This is a genomic window from Anabaena sp. EIM26, assembly GCF_057568715.1.
The window spans coordinates 1-16,339 of the sequence record NZ_CM172472.1; the positions used below are offsets into that span (position 1 = coordinate 1).

Here is a 16,339-nt window from a genome sequence, read left to right on the forward strand (position 1 = left end):
ATGGAAATTCCCATTGACAGTTTGTGGAGTCAGGTGCTAGAGCGCTTACAGCTAGAGCTATCTCGTCCCACCTTTGAAACTTGGATTAAAACTGCTAGTGCAGAGCAACTAGAAAATAATTGTTTAGTCATCCGTACTCCTAACCCTTTTGCCCGCAATTGGCTCCAGAAGTATTACATCAATACGATCGCTCATGTGGTGCAAGATATTGTGGGTTATCCAGTAGAAATTTACATTACTGTTGCTCAAGGTGATGAAGTTTCTCAATTAGCGAAACAAGAAGTAGCTTGGGAATTACCAGCGGTTAATCCTATTTTTCCCAATGTATCCAAAAATCAACAAAAAACTACAGAGTTAAATCCCAAGTATGTTTTTTCAAGGTTTGTAGTTGGTGCTAATAATCGTATGGCTCATGCGGCTTCTTTAGCAGTAGCAGAATATCCCGGTAGGGAATTTAATCCTTTATTTTTATGTGGTGGGGTGGGTTTGGGTAAAACTCATTTAATGCAAGCTATTGGTAATTATCGTTGGGAAATTTATCCTAATTCTAAAATATTTTATGTTTCGACTGAGCAGTTTACCAATGATTTAATTACTGCTATTCGGAATGATAGTATGCAAAGTTTTCGGGAGCATTATCGGGCTGCTGATGTTTTGTTGGTTGATGATATTCAGTTTTTGGAAGGTAAGGAATACACTCAAGAAGAGTTTTTTCATACTTTTAATACTTTACATGAGTCTGGAAAACAAGTTGTCATTGCTTCTGACCGTCCTCCTAATCAGATTCCTAGTTTGCAAGAACGGCTTTGTTCCAGGTTTTCAATGGGGTTGATTGCAGATATTCAATCTCCTGATTTAGAAACCAGAATGGCAATTTTGCAGAAAAAAGCTGAGTATGAAAATATTCGTTTACCTAGAGATGTAGTTGAATATATTGCTTGTAATTATACTTCTAATATTCGGGAGTTGGAAGGGGCTTTAATTCGGGCTTTAGCTTATATTTCCATTTGGGGTTTAGCCATGACCGTGGAAAATATTACCCCAGTTTTAGGCGCTTCTGATCAGAAACTAGAAGTGACATCAGAGGTTATTTTAAAGGTGATAGCGGAGAGTTTTGATATTTCGATTGAAGACTTAAAAAGTAATTCCCGCAGACGAGAAATTAGCTGGGCTAGGCAAATCGGGATGTATTTAATGCGACAGCTTACGGGTTTAAGTTTACCGAGAATCGGTGAGGAGTTTGGTGGTAAAGACCATACAACGGTGATGTATAGTTGCGAGAAGATTACCCAATTGCAAGAGACAGACCGGACTTTAATTCAAACTTTACGTCAATTGAGCGATCGCATCAACATGAATAGTCGTTCTCAAAAGTAGGAGTTGAGAAGATGTCTAACGAGGAATCGAACCAAAATAATAAAGAAAAAGATATTGATCAGGATGATCGGGAGTTGATTATGAAACTATCAGAAATGTATCAACAATTATTAGAAGAACTCAAAGAAGAACAAAGGAAAGAAGGACGCGAAGAAGGACGACAAGAAGGAGAATTAATAGGAATTGATAGAGGGATTCAAAGAGAACGTCGGGCTATGGTTGAAAGCATTTTACAAGTACGTTTTGGAGAAATTGATCCTGAATTAGTAAACATTATTGATCAAGTAATTGCTATGTCCAGGGAAGAATTTACACCCTTGCTTTTAAATTTATCTCGTGCAGAGTTATTAGCGAGGTTTAAAAAATAGCAGTCCGTAAATAGTGTTGAGGAATTACGAAAGTTATTATGACTACAGTAGCTAGATTCCTAATTTTTTTAAGTTGGGAATCTAAATTGTTTAATTCTTTTCTGCACTTTCACCTTCCTGCTACCTGAGTTCGACATAAGAGGGTGTTTGAAAAGTCTCCTTCCATGTCATGCTGAGGAACGAAGCATCTCGGTATGTGGGCTAAACTCCAGATTCTTCGTTGCGTAAGACTCCACATGGCTAACGCCACGCTATGCCTACGGCACACTACGTGAACGCGAACAGAATGACAAATTATACGTCCCTAAACTTTTCAAATATGCTCTAAGATAATTTGTGGAAAACTCGCCCCCAGTAGGAGTCTCAAACCCTTATTCTCTCGCTCTTAAAAATCATAACTCCGTTCGCGTAGCGTCTCCGAACTCCGAACTCAGCTTCCTGCTGCCTTTTTCCACAACCAACAGCCAAATTAATCGCCTTGACATTTGAGCATTTCAGCGAGAATATTAAGCAAAGTATAAAAAATTATTAAATTTAACTACAGTTGTGGAAAAACTACGACCTGTTGTGGAAAAAGCTGTGGAAAACTTAAATATTTTCTGAGTAAATTCTGTTGAGTATAATTACTCTGTGGAAAAGTATCCCAGTTTTTCCACAAGTTTTCCACAGATACTAGCCTCTAGATCCCTAGTCCCTAGAGCCAGATAATAAGTTAGGATTATTTTTTCAACTCTATTCCCCATTCCCTATTCCCTGTTCCCTGCTATATGAAATTAGTTTGCGCTCAAAGCGATCTTAGTACCAACCTTTCACTCGTCAGTCGTGCAGTACCATCAAGGCCAACTCATCCTGTACTTGCTAATATACTGCTACAAGCCGATGCTCAAACTAACCAAGTCAGCCTAACAGCCTTTGATCTCAGCTTGGGTATCCGTAGCAGTTTCAGTGCTGAGGTAATAGAAGGGGGTGCGATCGCACTTCCTGCTAGACTACTTGTAGATATCACCTCACGTCTACCAGAAGGCGAAATCACCCTAGATGACGAATCAGCAGACTCCACCGGAGAGGGCTTAATAGTCACCCTCAAACCCAAAAACGGCAAGTATCAAGTCCGCGCAATGGGAGCAGAAGAATTTCCCGAATTACCAATAATCGAAAATTCCGAAGCCATTCAACTCACCACCGCTGCATTAATTGAAGGCTTACGTGGTTCATTATTCGCCACCAGCGCAGATGAAACCAAACAAGTTCTCACCGGCGTACATCTAACAGTTAAAGAAGATACTTTAGAATTTGCAGCTACGGACGGACATCGTTTAGCTGTGCTGGAAACCACTAATGAGCGTCCTCTAGATGGTAGCAATCAGCTAGAAGTCACAGTACCAGCCAGAGCATTACGCGAACTACAAAGAATGTTAGCTCATAGCTCATCAGAAGAAACTGTAGCCTTATATTTTGATCAAGGTCAAGTTGTATTTGCTTGGCAAAATCAACGTTTAACCAGCCGCACTTTAGAAGGACAATATCCCGCTTATCGTCAACTAATACCCCGTCAATTTGAGCGACAAGTAACATTGGAAAGACGACAATTTATCAGCACCTTAGAGCGAATTGCAGTGTTAGCTGACCAGAAAAATAATATTGTCAAAGTCAGCATTGATAACGCTAATCAAGAAATTACTTTATCTTGTGAAGCGCAAGACGTAGGTAGTGGTACAGAGTCAATGTCAGCACAAATATCTGGAGAAGATATAGATATTGCATTTAATGTCAAATATTTAATGGAAGGCTTGAAAGAATTACCATCAACTGAAATCCAAATGCACTTAAATCAAAGCCTCACTCCAGTGATTTTTACACCTTTAGGAGGCTTAAAAATGACCTATTTAGCTATGCCTGTACAACTTAGAAATTAGCAGTGATGTGTTTAATTGAGATTTTTTTATCTCGTTATCTCGTTCCCAGTTTCTAACTGGGAATGCCATCACAGAGCCTCTGGCTCTGATATAACTAAAGGCAGAGCCTTTTGAAATTCATTCCCATACAGAGTATGGGAACGAGAAAACGAGAAACTTGTGACTCCTGAATTGTTACACCAAATGTTTCATAGGGATTTCAATCCAGAATTCTGTACCCTTATCTGGTTGCGAATTACATTTCAACAAACCACCGTGTTTTTCCACCACAATTTGATAGCTAATTGATAACCCTAAACCAGTACCTTTACCTATTGGCTTAGTAGTGAAAAATGGATCAAATATTCTTGCCCTGACAGTTTCTGGCATTCCTGGCCCATTATCACTAATTTTAATCACTACATTTTTAAGATTGCTATTTACTTCTTTAATACTAGTAGAAATAGTTATGTTCCATACTGTGGGAGTTTCTACGGTAGATGGTTTGTAACTTTCTAATGCATCAATTGCATTACTCAAAATATTCATAAATACTTGATTTAACTGTCCAGCATAACACTCTATTAACGGTAAATCACTATATTCTTTAATTATTTTAATACAAGGAAATTCAGGTCTGGCTTTTAAACGATGCTGCAAAATCAGCAAAGTACTATCAATGCCATCATGGATATTAACTTCCTTCATGTCAGATTCATCAAGTCGCGAGAAATTTCGCAAAGATAAGACGATTTGCCGAATGCGCTCAACTCCAATTTTCATGGAATATAAACTTTTAGGTAAATCTTTGATCAAAAATTCTAAGTCTAATTCTTCTGCCAGTTCTAAAATATCTTGGCTTGGTTCTGGGCATTCTTGCTGATAGAGATTGAGCATACTCAGTAAGTCTTCAGCATATTCATTGATATGAATGAGGTTGCCAGAAATAAAGTTAACTGGATTATTAATTTCATGGGCAACACCTGCCACAAGTTGTCCTAAAGAAGACATTTTCTCAGTTTGAATAAGTTGGGTTTGAGTAGCTTGTAGTTCATTCAGTGTTTGTGTGAGTTGTTCTGCTTGTTGCTGAGTTTTTAGCAATAATTCAGCTTGTTGAATTGCTACCCCAAGTTGCGCTGCAATCTGACTAATAAAATTCACTTCAGAGGTTTTCCATTGACGCGGGCCAGTGTGTTGGTAGGTACAAAGCAACCCCCAGAGTTGTCTCCTGATAAAAATGGGAGCTAATACAAAAGCATGAATTTGAAAATGTTCTAAATTATCGACATGACAAGGAGTAAATCCCATTTGGTAAATATCATCTACGGCAAATGTTTCATTAAAGCGATATCTTCCTCCTTGAGTTTCTTGTAAATAAGTATCATTCCAAATTGTATTAATACCAAGTTTAGATTCATTGAACCAGTTAGGACTAGCAGCTTCAAAATCACCGACAAATTCCCCACCCCAATCAGCACTGAATTTATAAACAGAGACACGATCTGATTTGATTAATTGGCAAACTTCTTTTGTGGTGGTTTTAAAGATTGCATCAGTATCAAGGGATTTGCGAATTTTGTTAATGACTCCAAATACGGCTTGTTGTTGTTCAGCAGTCCTTTGCATTTCTAATGTCCGCTTATGGACTTGTTTTTCTAAATTTTCATTAAAACTTTGTACCTGTTGGTAAAGTTCATATTGCTGAATGGCAGAAGCAAAATGTTTACTAATTTCTTTAGCTAGTTCAATTTCTTCATCTGTCCATTTTTGAGCTTGTCCTTGTTTAGATTCACTCCATAAGTCAAAAGATAGACGAGGATAAAGTTGTCTGTTGTCTGGATCAAATTTACCAGCCCAAAGGGTTTCTGTATCTATTTCGTTGCGAAAAATGCTTAAATAACCCACTAATTCTTGTCGATAGTGGAGAGGAATCATTAAAATGCTGCGGATTTTTGTGGGTTTAAAAGCAAGTTGGACAATGCGTAAATTAGAATCTTGATAAATATCAGGAATTGCCCAAATGTTGTATTGGCCCGATTTGTAATGTTCCTGCCAGACGCTATATTGCTCTAATAGTGGATATATATTTTGTTCAGAAATAACAGGTTGCTGTCCGCATACATAAAGCTGAAAACAATTGCTACCAGGAATTAAACATTTTGTTAAAGATTTAAAGCTACTATGTTGGAAGTCAAAGGCATTATGTCTGATGCATAACCTACCCCCAACACCATTAAAAGCCGCAACTGTAGCTTCTAAGGCTGGCTGTAAGACTATCGTAGGTAGTGAATGGAGGAGGGTAGCGATGCGGTTAATTATAGCTTCTCGTTCGGCTTTGGCACGAGTTTGGGTGAGGAGATGACTTTGTGCGATCGCTACAGACAACTGCTCTACCACCATCTGCATCGCTTCTAGTTCATATTCTGCCACATCACGGGCTTGAGAATGATGAGATACCAACAATCCCCACAGTTGATCTTCATGAATAATCGGTGCAACGACAGAAGACTTAACCCCCATAGCCGTTAAATATTCCACATGACATGGATCTACTGAACGGTAAAGAATCTCTTCAGTGATAATTTCCCCCGTTTCTATATCACGCTGAGGACTTTGCCCAATCTGTCTAGTATCAACGTTCACTACAGAACGCACCCGCGACTTAATAAACATTTCACGCGCATCAGGCGGAATGTCATCAGCAGGGAAATTCAACCCCAATAAGGATGGTAAACGATTTTCATAAATGGATTCAGCAATAACCTGACCACTGCCATCAGCATGAAATTTGTAAATCATTACTCGGTCAGTGCCAAATAAAGACTGAACTTCCGCTGTTGTAGCTGTAATAATATCTTTCAACTCTAAGGACTGCCGGATGCGATTTGTAATCCGACGCAGTAAGGTTTCTTGAGACATACCTGTCCTCTGGTCTGGTGGAGGGATAGAAACCATCTTTTTATACAATCATTAATATCTTACTATAATTGATTTTTGATCTTAATAATATTTAAAGATTTTTCTGTGAGCTTTGTCTACAGTAAGTATACGGTCATGTATTAGAAGCAAAAATTCTTAATGTCCTGATCAGATCAATTTCCGCCAAATGATGATCAGGTAACTATTCAAAGGTAATATAGGAATCCGGTTTGATTTCTGAATTTACTCATAGAGGTAGGGAACAGGGAACAGAAAACAAGGAATATAAGGTGTACTGAGTTTGTGCAAAAATCAAATAGAAGTTCTATAAGTGGCAAAAACAATTTAAAATATTCCATCTGGCAGTCTATATTTCACAAAAATTAAAAACTCCTACCTAAATCAATACCTGCGCCATTTTATTTATAGGTTGAGCGAAGCAAAACCCAATCTAAGAATCAAGACTTTTTTCTATTTAACGAAGGTATTGCTAAGTAGAAAGGTACAAAAAACTTAACTATATTCAGAAGCATGAGGAGAAAAGGGAAAAAGCTTTCCCCTTGCAACTTTACCCTTTTCCCATACCAAACTTTATATAGTTTCAGTATAATTCCGCAGACTTACTGGTTGTCATTGATAACTGAAAGCTTTTTTGTCACCTGTCACCGCTCAGATTTCGTGTAGCGTCCCGCAGATGCGGTAGTTCAGCCTATCGCCTACACCTTTACAATGTCAGAAAAGCGGATTTTTAGATAATCATCTTCCATCTTTGCACCTGATGGTTGAAGTGCTGCTAAAGCCTGGGGTAAAACCAAATTACGGCGATGATTACCAATAGTAATATTTAGTTCATCGCCACTTTTACTTAGTTGCACTTGATTTTTAGGAATGCCAGGTAAATAAAGCTCTAAGCTGTATTGATTATTCTCTTGTACAACTCTAATAGTTGTTTCTTTGTAATAAATCTGAGTTGGATCTTCATCTGGATAAAGAGTTTCTTTGAGTCTCTCTAATGCTGCCAAACCACACATTTCTTCAGAATAAAGAGGTACTTCTTTCACAGGTAAAGGGTGAAAGTTATCATGAATTTCTTGGCGGTATTGTTCTTGATTCTCTTTCCAACGTTGGAAAAATGGATCTTTAACTTCTTGGGGAATAATGCGATTAGCTACAATTAAATCTGTTGCTACATTATATAAACTGAGATAAGCATGGGCGCGGAGAGATTCTTTAATCACCATTTTTTCTGGATTGGTGACAAGACGGACTGAAGTTTGAGTATTATCAGTTAATACTTTTTCCAGCGCTTCTATTTGTTCATAAAATTCATAAGGCGCATCCATCACTTCTCTATCTGGTAAAGAAAAACCAGCAATTGGTCTAAAAATAGGTTCAACCAGAGGTCGAAGTGCTACAGAGATGTTCTGAAAAGGTTTGTAAAAACGCCGCATATACCAGCCGCCAACTTCTGGTAAACTCAACAGACGTAGCGCCGTACCAGTCGGGGCAGAATCAATGATCAAAACGTCAAATTCCCCTTCATCATAGTGACGTTTCATTCTTACCAAGCCGAAAATTTCATCCATGCCTGGTAAAATTGCCAATTCTTCCGCCTGTATCCCGTCTAAACCCCGTGCTTGCAAAACTTGGGTAATGTAACGCTTTACAGCCCCCCAATTGCCTTCTAATTCTTGCAACGCGTCGAGTTCTGCACCCCACAAATTTGGGCGTACTTGTCGAGCATCATGTCCCAATTCTATATCAAAGCTGTCTGCCAGAGAGTGAGCAGGATCTGTACTTAAAACTAGTGTCCGGTAGCCGAGTTCTGCACAACGAAGTCCAGTTGCGGCAGCGACTGAGGTTTTACCCACGCCACCCTTACCTGTCATTAAAATTACACGCATGGATGATTCTGTCCTGCTTTAATTTTGTTTACATTTATTTACATTATCCGGTTTTTAAGGAAAATAGGTGTTGCTTTAAGACATCTAATCGGGAACCATGCCAATAATCAATGTGGGAAACTATCAAACTATCGGCATTGAGACGTAGTTCACTCCAACCAGATATGGAAATGCGGGGTTTCCAAGGTAAGGGGGAATTCCAACTAAGCGTCCATTCGCTTTTAATTGTGTCTTCGTGGCGTTGAATATTATGTAAATCCATTTTCAGATTGAGGAAAAAGGTTTGGATAAATTTAATCATCCATTTATAAAGTTCTAAACCACGAAATTTAAAAACAGGATCTTGAAAATAAATATCTGGCGCATAAATACTGTAAGTTTGATTGACTGGAAATCTTTGATAGTCGGCTTTGAGAATTTCAATAATGTCCATGATAGCGAATAGGTAATAGGCAAAAAACTAGAACTTTTTACTCAGTACTCGGTACTCTTTACTCTTTACTCTGAGTTACTTCTACATAAATATGCTCTAACCGCACAGGCTGACGTGAAATTGAATCAATGGATATACCGTCAAATTTGGCAATGATTTCTTTTAATTCTAGCGTTTCTGGCAACCAAAAAGCTAAATCACTCCCATAACGCCGGGTTGTAAAGCCATATTTATCAGCTAGTGCGATCGCTTCTTGCTCTTGTGTAGTTTGTAACACGATAATTTCCTGAGCCGGAATTAAGGTTTTTAACTCAGATAAACTACCCTCAGCTAAAATTCTACCATTTTTCAAAATCCCAATTCTATTGCACAGTCTTTCCGCTTCATCTAATAAATGTGTTGTTAATAAAATCGTCATTCCCTGATTTTTAAGTTGGCGAATTAATTCCCAAATTTCATATCTTGCTTCAATATCTAAGCCTGTAGTCGGTTCATCAAGAATTACTAATTGCGGCTGATGTACTAAAGCCACAGCAATATTTAAGCGTCTTTGCATCCCCCCACTAAGAGTTTCTACGGGACTTTTGGCTCTATCTAATAAGTTAACAGCAGTGAGAGTTGCTTTTACTTGTTTCTGGCGTGTTTGACGATCTAAACCATAAATAGCAGCAAAAAAATTGAGATTCTCCTCACAAGATAAAGTTTTATACAACAGATTTTCTTGAGGTGCAATCCCAATTAATTTTTTGGTTGCTTCGGAAACAGATTGGTTCTTAATTGTAACAGCACCGCTGTCTGGATTGAGGAGATTACAAATAATATTGATTGTTGTGGTTTTACCGGCTCCATTTGCACCTAATAAACCATAAATTTCTCCTGAGTCAATATGTAGTTGCAAATTCTGGAGAACTTTTCTGCTACCGTAAGACTTATTTAAGTTTTTAATTCTCAGCATATTTCCAATTCATAAATTTTAAAATTTGTGAAAGTGATCTGTAGTCATCTGATTTTAATTATGGGGATTCCCCTGTATCAGATGTGTATCATCAGAAACTACCCTAAAGTGACCATAGAGAAATATCGCCTTATACTGATTGCCAAATAGAATTTTGTGCGATATGACTAAGAATAATTACGTATTAGCCTGAATTTTCTAATCAAGATACTAGCGTATTCAGAGCAGATTAATTCACAAAATTGACACCCAAAGGACTTATGGTTGATTTTACAGTGGCTATCTGTACCTATAACGGAGAGAATCGCATATTAGATGTCCTAGCGAAATTGCGATCGCAAGTTGGGACAGAGGGTATTTCCTGGGAAATTCTGATTATTGACAACAATAGTACTGATAACACTGCCAAGATAGTACAACAGCAACTATCTCATTGGAGTGAAATTTACCCTCTTGAATACTATTTTGAACCTGAACAAGGACTAGCTTTTGCTCGCAGATGCGCTATCCGAGAAGCAAAAAGTGATTTAATCGGATTTCTGGATGATGATAATTTACCCTATCCTAACTGGGTAGCAGAGGCTTATAAATTTGGTCAAACTCATCCAGATGCTGGTGCTTATGGGGGACAAATTCATGGAAAATTTGAAGTTGAACCACCTCCAGGATTTGAAAGAATTGCTCGCTATTTTGCTATTTTAGAAGGAAATAAAACCTATTGCTATAACGAAAAATATCAATCAACTAAAAAAAGAATGTTTCCTCCCGGAGCAGGAATCGTCATTCGTAAACAAGCTTGGCTAGAAAGCGTTCCTGAACGCCAACAGATTACTGGAGTATCTGGTAATTCTTTGTTAACAAAGTCTGAAGATGTAGAAATGTTATCATATATTTTCTATGCTGGCTGGGAACTTTGGTTTAATAAGGACATGAGTATTAATCACAAAATGCCAAAATCTCGTTTTGAAAGGGATTATATAATCAAATTTTTTAAAGGAGTAGGGTTAAGTCGATACCAGACGAGAATGATTGCCTATAAACCTTGGCAATTTTTTTGTGTTTTACCTGCCTACATGGTAAATGACTTACGAAAAATAATGCTTCACTTGATTAAATACAGAAATGTTATTAAGACCGATATAGTTGCTGCTGGAGAAATGGAGCTTCTCCTAAGTATTTTCATGAGTCCTTTTTACCATTGGAGAAAGAAGATATTTCATAATTAATACAGGTGTGGTTCTTCTCAAAAGAAAAAACATTACATTCGTATTATCCACCTCTAACTTAATCCCAGATTGCTCACAAGAGAAAAAATCATTGATGTTTGCCAAATAGTATTTTGTACAATATGACTAAGAATGGTGCTTATGGGGGACAAATTCATGGAAAATTTGAAGTTGAACCCCCTCCGGGATTTGAAAGAATAGCTCGCTTTTTTACAATTTATAGAAAGCAAAAAAACTTATTGCTATAACGAAAAATATCAGTCAACTAAAAAAAGAATGTTTCCTCCAGGAGCAGGAATAGTCATTCGCAAACAAGCTTGGTTAGAAAGTATTCCTGAACATCCCTTATTGCCACAAACAAATGAAGATTTAGAGATGTTAAATTATATTTGGCAAAAAAATTGGCAACTATGGTTCAATGCTGAAATGGAATTAGATCACATCATTCCTAAGTCACGCGTTGAAAAAGAATATTTAATTAAATTTTTCCGTCCAAATGGGATATGTCGGTATTATTTCCGAATGCTGAATTATCAACCTTGGCAAAGACCGATAATTAGTTTCGTATAAATGATTAATGATTTCAGTAAAGCAATTGGTTTTTATATTAAAAAAAGAAATTCTTTAAACCCAAAATATGGGCGGAGGATTTAAGATGATCTCACGGAAATGACGTATTTCCGTTAGTCACCTTGAAAGGGCTAGTCCTAAAATAAAATATTTTTGAAATGCCTAATAATTACCTCATTAAGATATTTTAATAAAAACTCAAATTCACAAGCAGCTTTCTCTAAAAGTAATATCTTAGAAATAACTTTCAGCAAGGACAAATAGATAGACACTAAGGAATATTACTAATATACTTATATATACATACTAGAGATTTAGATGTCAATAGGTCGGTGTAGGTAAGATCATTCAGTCTTGGAAATAATGTGAAAAAATCAGTCGCCTAATTATCGAGAATAGAGTCAATAATCTCTGAGCGTATTAAGACAAAAGATACTCTTTAAATCTTGAATTGAGAATTGCTGACTTGTTAACGTAGCTTTGAGTAAAACCCGTAAAAATTATAAAGCGGAAAGGGATATTAACATAATATGGAAATTTTTCATAAGGGACTCAGAGAACTTTTACTAATTAATCAGTATTTGTCTAATCATAAAATTGGATTTGTCTCTATAGAAAGACCGATTCCTGAATGGTTTAAAAAATTCACTCAATGGATTCCTAGTTATTCAATAGGATTACAATTGCGACGTGAATATCGCCATTTTTCAATGGGATTACAAGCTTTATCCCTGCAAGATATTGATAGTATTTATGTCATGGAAATTTATAATCAACATCTTTTAACTTTGTTACCTATGTTGGTATTTACAGGTAAACAAGTATTTTTAGGTATTCATGGTAATCAATTATTTGCCCAAGAAAATAAGATAAAATATTGGGGTTTTGTTTATCTCAAAAAGTTTATAGAATTCAATCCTAAATTTAAAGTGATTCTTTTAGAATTAGATGATGATTATGTCAGCGACAAGTTTAAATTTACTACATCTTCTAAGATGGTTATTCCCCATCCTATCATCAGTGAAGCTACCCCAAAATTATCACCAGGAGAAAGATTGAAACAAGACGAGAAAATTAAAATTGGTATTATAGGAATTATTCGAGAAGATAAGCCTATCAATAAGATTTTAGAAAAAGTCCGATATTACGTTTCTCAACATTCCCAGGAATTAGAATTAGTTATTGGTACACCTATTAATCAAAAACCCAAATATCTAGAAAATTGCTTAGACATTACTTTTGTTGATACCACGAAAGACCAAGATTATTTGCAAGCATTACAACAATTAGATATTTTAGTTACTGATTTTGATCAAGAACGTTATTATTATCGAGCGAGTGGAGTGATAAGTGACGCAGGATCTTGTGGATGTTATATTATTGCACCAAATTATCCTGTGATTAAGCATCAAATTACCTGGCCAGTTTCTATAGGTTCATCCTATTCTAGTTTAGATGATTTAGACCAAGTGATTGAGGCAGCAATTATTCATATTCGAGAAAAAGGTCGGGATAATCATTGGATTTGGCGAGAAAAAAGAAATGCAGAATATATCGCCCAATTACTCTTCCCCAACCTATAATTTTTCTGATATTTCCCTGATTTATTTGAGAAATTAGGAAACGGTTTAATAACTGATTTAAAGTCTTCTTTCTACCATCAACATCCGTCGATAAGATAACCATCCACAAACTAACATAATTATTGCAAACACAAATAAAAACCAAAAATGTGATGTAATATCGCCAATTTTATCTCCATTGGCTGAAACTCCTAATAGAGATTCATTCATGTGATATATTGGATTATATTTGGCAATATTTAACAGAGTTTGGGGAAATAAGGAAGTTGGTAAAAATGCCCCCCCTAAAATTAATAAAGGTACTCCAAAAGCAGCTACCAAAGCATTAACATCTTCAATGCGTCGAGCTAATTGTGTACCCAAAATAAATCCTAAGCCAACATAAGCAATGATACTTAATAAAATGATGATAATTCCTAATAAAATGGAACCTTTAAATGTTGCACCCCAAAAAGCAGCTATGGTATAAACTAACAGCGTTTGTCCGATACCAATGCAGCTATGAGCAAGAAAAATTCCTAAAAAGTAAGATGTGCCACTTAAGGGAGAAATAAACAAGCGTTTTAGGGTTTGCTGTTCTCGTTCTGCAACTACAGTAGCCACACTCCCACCCAAACAGCTAAAAAACAGTGCTGCGCCTACCAAGGTTGAGGGTGCAGCATTTTCAAAAGCTACAGCCATTGTGAGTTTTGCCCGTTCTGCCAAAATAAATCCGTTGAGAATTAAGATAGAAATTGGGAAAATACTCCAAAAAATTAAGCTGCGTCTACGGCGCAATAGTTCAATTAAGATGCGCTGAGTGACAGCTATAGTTTCGTGCCAATATTTCATTTTGATTAGTTGATTTATAGTAAGTTGCCTCAACAGGAATTATATGATATGCCAAGTATTTTACACACCTAGTAGCCAATTATTAGTAAATGTATTACACTGTCAAGTAATATTGTAATTTATGACTGCAAATTTTGCAGGTTGATGTGCTGTCAGATCACGAAACTGGTTTTGATGAGTGCGTAATATGATCAATTTATCCAATCAACTCTTGACAATTTTTTAATTTCTGTCAAAATACATCCGTTGAGGCTGACTATAAAAATCTGCCCATGTATATCTTTGATTTTACTCCATTGTGCATTGTGAAAAGTTGATTATATAACCAATGAGCCAAATATTTAACTTACCAGAATCATCTACTATTTCTCGTCGTACACTGCTGAAGTTATTTGGTGTAAGTACTATTGTCGGAGCTACAGGATACTCACGTTTTAGTAAGCCAAAACCGTCTATTTTTCAGCCAGATACACTCAATTTACCCAAGAGTTTAAATAGTAATAAAAGCGTCGTGGTAATTGGAGGTGGGTTAGCAGGTTTAGCTTGTGCTTATGAATTGGTTCAGAGGGGATTTGCAGTTACACTTTTAGAAAAGTCTCCCCAATTGGGGGGTAAAATTGCTAGTTGGCAGATAAAAGCTGCTGGTGAAACTTTTATGATGGAACATGGGTTTCATGGCTTTTTTCCTCAGTATTATAACTTAAATAATGTTGTATCTGAACTGGGAGTTAAGGATAATTTTCAGTCATTAAATTATTATTCGGTTGTTTACCGGGGTTCCCAATATCAACCAGAAGTTTTTCGCCCCAGTAGTTCTGCTTTTCCTTGGAATATTATAGATTTAGCGATCGCATCTCCCAATCGCTTAAAATGGGGTATCAACCTCACCAAAATCAAGCATTTACAAGTCTTTCAGGCGATTACAGGTTTCCAGCGAGAAAAAAATTATCGGCGTTTTGATCATCTTTCCGTTGCTGATTGGGTAAAAACAGAATTTCCCCAAGGTTTATATGATTTATATTTTTTACCTTTTGCCAAATCCAGTTTAAATGCACCTGATACCATGAGTGTAGGAGAACTGATGCAGTTCTTCCATTTTTACTTTTTTGGAAATCCTGAAGGACTGGCTTTTAATGGCACAAAAGACGATATGGGGACAAGTTTAGTCCAACCTATCGCTCAAGCAATTCAGCAGCAAGGTAAAATTATCACAGGTGCAACTGTGAGTGAAATAGTTGCTCATAACAATCAAATTGCAGAAATTAAATATTATGTGGGTAACAATAATAATAATGTGCCTTTTTGGGTAAAGCGTAACTCTATTGTCAGTGATAGTAAAATAGAATATTTTGGTGCGGCTGATGAAGTATTTGCTTGCTCAAATGGTAGTCAGGAAGCTATTTCTCTTACTTGCACCCATCAAGGTTGTACTGTGCAAATAGCAGCAGATGGTCAATTTCATTGTCCTTGTCATGGTGCGGTATTTACATCTGAAGGTAAAGTAGTTAAAGGCCCTGCTCAAAGAGATTTATCTAGGTTTCAAGTTGTAGAAAGACAAGATGATAATTTGCAATTATTAGCAGTTAATCAAGAGTCATCATCACCAGAGATGATTACGGCTGATTATTATGTTTTAGCTACTGATGTACCGGGAGTACAACAACTATTGAAACGCATGACTGGGGATGTAGATCAAAAAGTGCGATCGCAAGTTGAAAAGCTGAGTATTGCTGATCCCTTTGCTGTGTGCCGTTTCTGGTTTGATCAGGACTTTGAATGGGAACATAGTAACTTTACTTCTTTATCTGGCTACCGGTTAACTGACAGCATTACCCTTTATCACCGCATTCAAAAACAATTCATTGATTGGTCACAACGCACTGGTGGTAGTGTGGTAGAATTACACGCTTATTGTTACAAAGAAAAAGAGTTCCCTAACCAAGAAGCTTTATTAAATACTTTTGCACAAGAACTTTATGATATTGTTCCTGAATTAAAACAAGCAAAGGTGCTACACCAGGAATTAGTTAATCAACATAACTTCTCTGGATATCCACCTAATAGTTATGCAGATCGTCCAGAAAGTAGTACGAATATGACTAATTTATTATTTGCTGGTGATTGGGTAAAAATGCCTTTTCCTTGTGGTTTAATGGAACGGGCTGTTAGTAGTGGTTTACTGGCTGCAAATGAAATTTTACATCGTGAAGGTTTGCAGCGTCGGCCGCTTTTAACAGTGAATCCAGAAGGATTATTACAAATTTAATCAATAACTTCT

Annotated in this window: 12 protein-coding genes; 7 read left to right on the plus strand and 5 right to left on the minus strand. The window is 36.7% G+C overall.

Features of this window, described 5'->3' with window-relative positions; all coding sequences use genetic code 11:
- From dnaA to dnaN, 3 genes are all read left to right on the plus strand, one after another.
- Nucleotides 1-1,377 carry a chromosomal replication initiator protein DnaA gene (gene dnaA, locus AC012T_RS00005; protein WP_487062144.1) on the plus strand — a complete coding sequence of 459 codons (1,377 nt, stop codon included), beginning with the start codon at nt 1-3 and terminating at the stop codon, nt 1,375-1,377.
- A gap of 11 nt (nt 1,378-1,388) precedes the next feature.
- Complete coding sequence (locus tag AC012T_RS00010) at nt 1,389-1,745, plus strand: hypothetical protein (protein WP_487062146.1); 357 nt, start codon at nt 1,389-1,391, stop codon at nt 1,743-1,745.
- 767 nt (nt 1,746-2,512) lie between these two features.
- A complete protein-coding gene (gene dnaN, locus AC012T_RS00015; protein ID WP_487062148.1) occupies nt 2,513-3,661 on the plus strand; it encodes a DNA polymerase III subunit beta in 1,149 nt (382 codons plus the stop codon).
- Between the two features lie 174 nt (nt 3,662-3,835).
- Here dnaN and AC012T_RS00020 read toward each other — a convergent pair whose 3' ends face one another.
- The 4 genes from AC012T_RS00020 to AC012T_RS00035 all read right to left on the minus strand — a co-directional run bounded on the left by AC012T_RS00020 (nt 3,836) and on the right by AC012T_RS00035 (nt 9,851).
- Nucleotides 3,836-6,595: a GAF domain-containing protein gene (locus tag AC012T_RS00020; RefSeq protein ID WP_487062150.1), complete on the minus strand. Its 2,760-nt coding sequence runs from the start codon at nt 6,593-6,595 to the stop codon at nt 3,836-3,838.
- Nucleotides 6,596-7,275: 680 nt separating this feature from the next.
- Nucleotides 7,276-8,463 carry a TRC40/GET3/ArsA family transport-energizing ATPase gene (locus AC012T_RS00025; protein ID WP_487062152.1) on the minus strand — a complete coding sequence of 396 codons (1,188 nt, stop codon included), beginning with the start codon at nt 8,461-8,463 and terminating at the stop codon, nt 7,276-7,278.
- A gap of 43 nt (nt 8,464-8,506) precedes the next feature.
- Nucleotides 8,507-8,896: a C6orf136 family protein gene (locus AC012T_RS00030; protein ID WP_487062154.1), complete on the minus strand. Its 390-nt coding sequence runs from the start codon at nt 8,894-8,896 to the stop codon at nt 8,507-8,509.
- A 58-nt stretch (nt 8,897-8,954) separates the two neighbouring features.
- Complete coding sequence (locus AC012T_RS00035) at nt 8,955-9,851, minus strand: ABC transporter ATP-binding protein (protein ID WP_487062156.1); 897 nt, start codon at nt 9,849-9,851, stop codon at nt 8,955-8,957.
- A gap of 260 nt (nt 9,852-10,111) precedes the next feature.
- Here AC012T_RS00035 and hpsE point away from each other — a divergent pair, with 260 nt between their 5' ends.
- The 3 genes from hpsE to AC012T_RS00050 all read left to right on the plus strand — a co-directional run bounded on the left by hpsE (nt 10,112) and on the right by AC012T_RS00050 (nt 13,230).
- Nucleotides 10,112-11,077, plus strand: coding sequence for a hormogonium polysaccharide biosynthesis glycosyltransferase HpsE (hpsE, locus tag AC012T_RS00040; RefSeq protein WP_487062158.1), 966 nt, complete (start codon nt 10,112-10,114; stop codon nt 11,075-11,077).
- 276 nt (nt 11,078-11,353) lie between these two features.
- Nucleotides 11,354-11,647 carry a hypothetical protein gene (locus AC012T_RS00045; protein WP_487062160.1) on the plus strand — a complete coding sequence of 98 codons (294 nt, stop codon included), beginning with the start codon at nt 11,354-11,356 and terminating at the stop codon, nt 11,645-11,647.
- Nucleotides 11,648-12,228: 581 nt separating this feature from the next.
- The gene (locus AC012T_RS00050; RefSeq protein ID WP_487062162.1) at nt 12,229-13,230 is read left to right on the plus strand and encodes a glycosyltransferase family 1 protein; all 1,002 of its coding nucleotides are present in this window, start codon (nt 12,229-12,231) and stop codon (nt 13,228-13,230) included.
- 57 nt (nt 13,231-13,287) lie between these two features.
- Here AC012T_RS00050 and AC012T_RS00055 read toward each other — a convergent pair whose 3' ends face one another.
- Nucleotides 13,288-14,061 carry an ABC transporter permease gene (locus AC012T_RS00055; protein WP_487062164.1) on the minus strand — a complete coding sequence of 258 codons (774 nt, stop codon included), beginning with the start codon at nt 14,059-14,061 and terminating at the stop codon, nt 13,288-13,290.
- A gap of 328 nt (nt 14,062-14,389) precedes the next feature.
- Here AC012T_RS00055 and AC012T_RS00060 point away from each other — a divergent pair, with 328 nt between their 5' ends.
- Nucleotides 14,390-16,327 carry an FAD-dependent oxidoreductase gene (locus AC012T_RS00060; protein WP_487062166.1) on the plus strand — a complete coding sequence of 646 codons (1,938 nt, stop codon included), beginning with the start codon at nt 14,390-14,392 and terminating at the stop codon, nt 16,325-16,327.
- Nucleotides 16,328-16,339: the final 12 nt, after the last annotated feature.

What these genes read in the sequence shown, in the direction of transcription:
- AC012T_RS00055 (WP_487062164.1), bottom strand. Translation starts at nt 14,061, where the DNA reads ATGAAATATTGGCACGAAACTATAGCTGTCACTCAGCGCATCTTAATT.
- AC012T_RS00010 (WP_487062146.1), top strand. Translation starts at nt 1,389, where the DNA reads ATGTCTAACGAGGAATCGAACCAAAATAATAAAGAAAAAGATATTGAT.
- AC012T_RS00035 (WP_487062156.1), bottom strand. Translation starts at nt 9,851, where the DNA reads ATGCTGAGAATTAAAAACTTAAATAAGTCTTACGGTAGCAGAAAAGTT.
- hpsE (WP_487062158.1), top strand. Translation starts at nt 10,112, where the DNA reads ATGGTTGATTTTACAGTGGCTATCTGTACCTATAACGGAGAGAATCGC.
- AC012T_RS00060 (WP_487062166.1), top strand. Translation starts at nt 14,390, where the DNA reads ATGAGCCAAATATTTAACTTACCAGAATCATCTACTATTTCTCGTCGT.
- AC012T_RS00045 (WP_487062160.1), top strand. Translation starts at nt 11,354, where the DNA reads ATGTTTCCTCCAGGAGCAGGAATAGTCATTCGCAAACAAGCTTGGTTA.
- AC012T_RS00020 (WP_487062150.1), bottom strand. Translation starts at nt 6,595, where the DNA reads ATGGTTTCTATCCCTCCACCAGACCAGAGGACAGGTATGTCTCAAGAA.
- AC012T_RS00030 (WP_487062154.1), bottom strand. Translation starts at nt 8,896, where the DNA reads ATGGACATTATTGAAATTCTCAAAGCCGACTATCAAAGATTTCCAGTC.
- AC012T_RS00025 (WP_487062152.1), bottom strand. Translation starts at nt 8,463, where the DNA reads ATGCGTGTAATTTTAATGACAGGTAAGGGTGGCGTGGGTAAAACCTCA.
- dnaA (WP_487062144.1), top strand. Translation starts at nt 1, where the DNA reads ATGGAAATTCCCATTGACAGTTTGTGGAGTCAGGTGCTAGAGCGCTTA.
- dnaN (WP_487062148.1), top strand. Translation starts at nt 2,513, where the DNA reads ATGAAATTAGTTTGCGCTCAAAGCGATCTTAGTACCAACCTTTCACTC.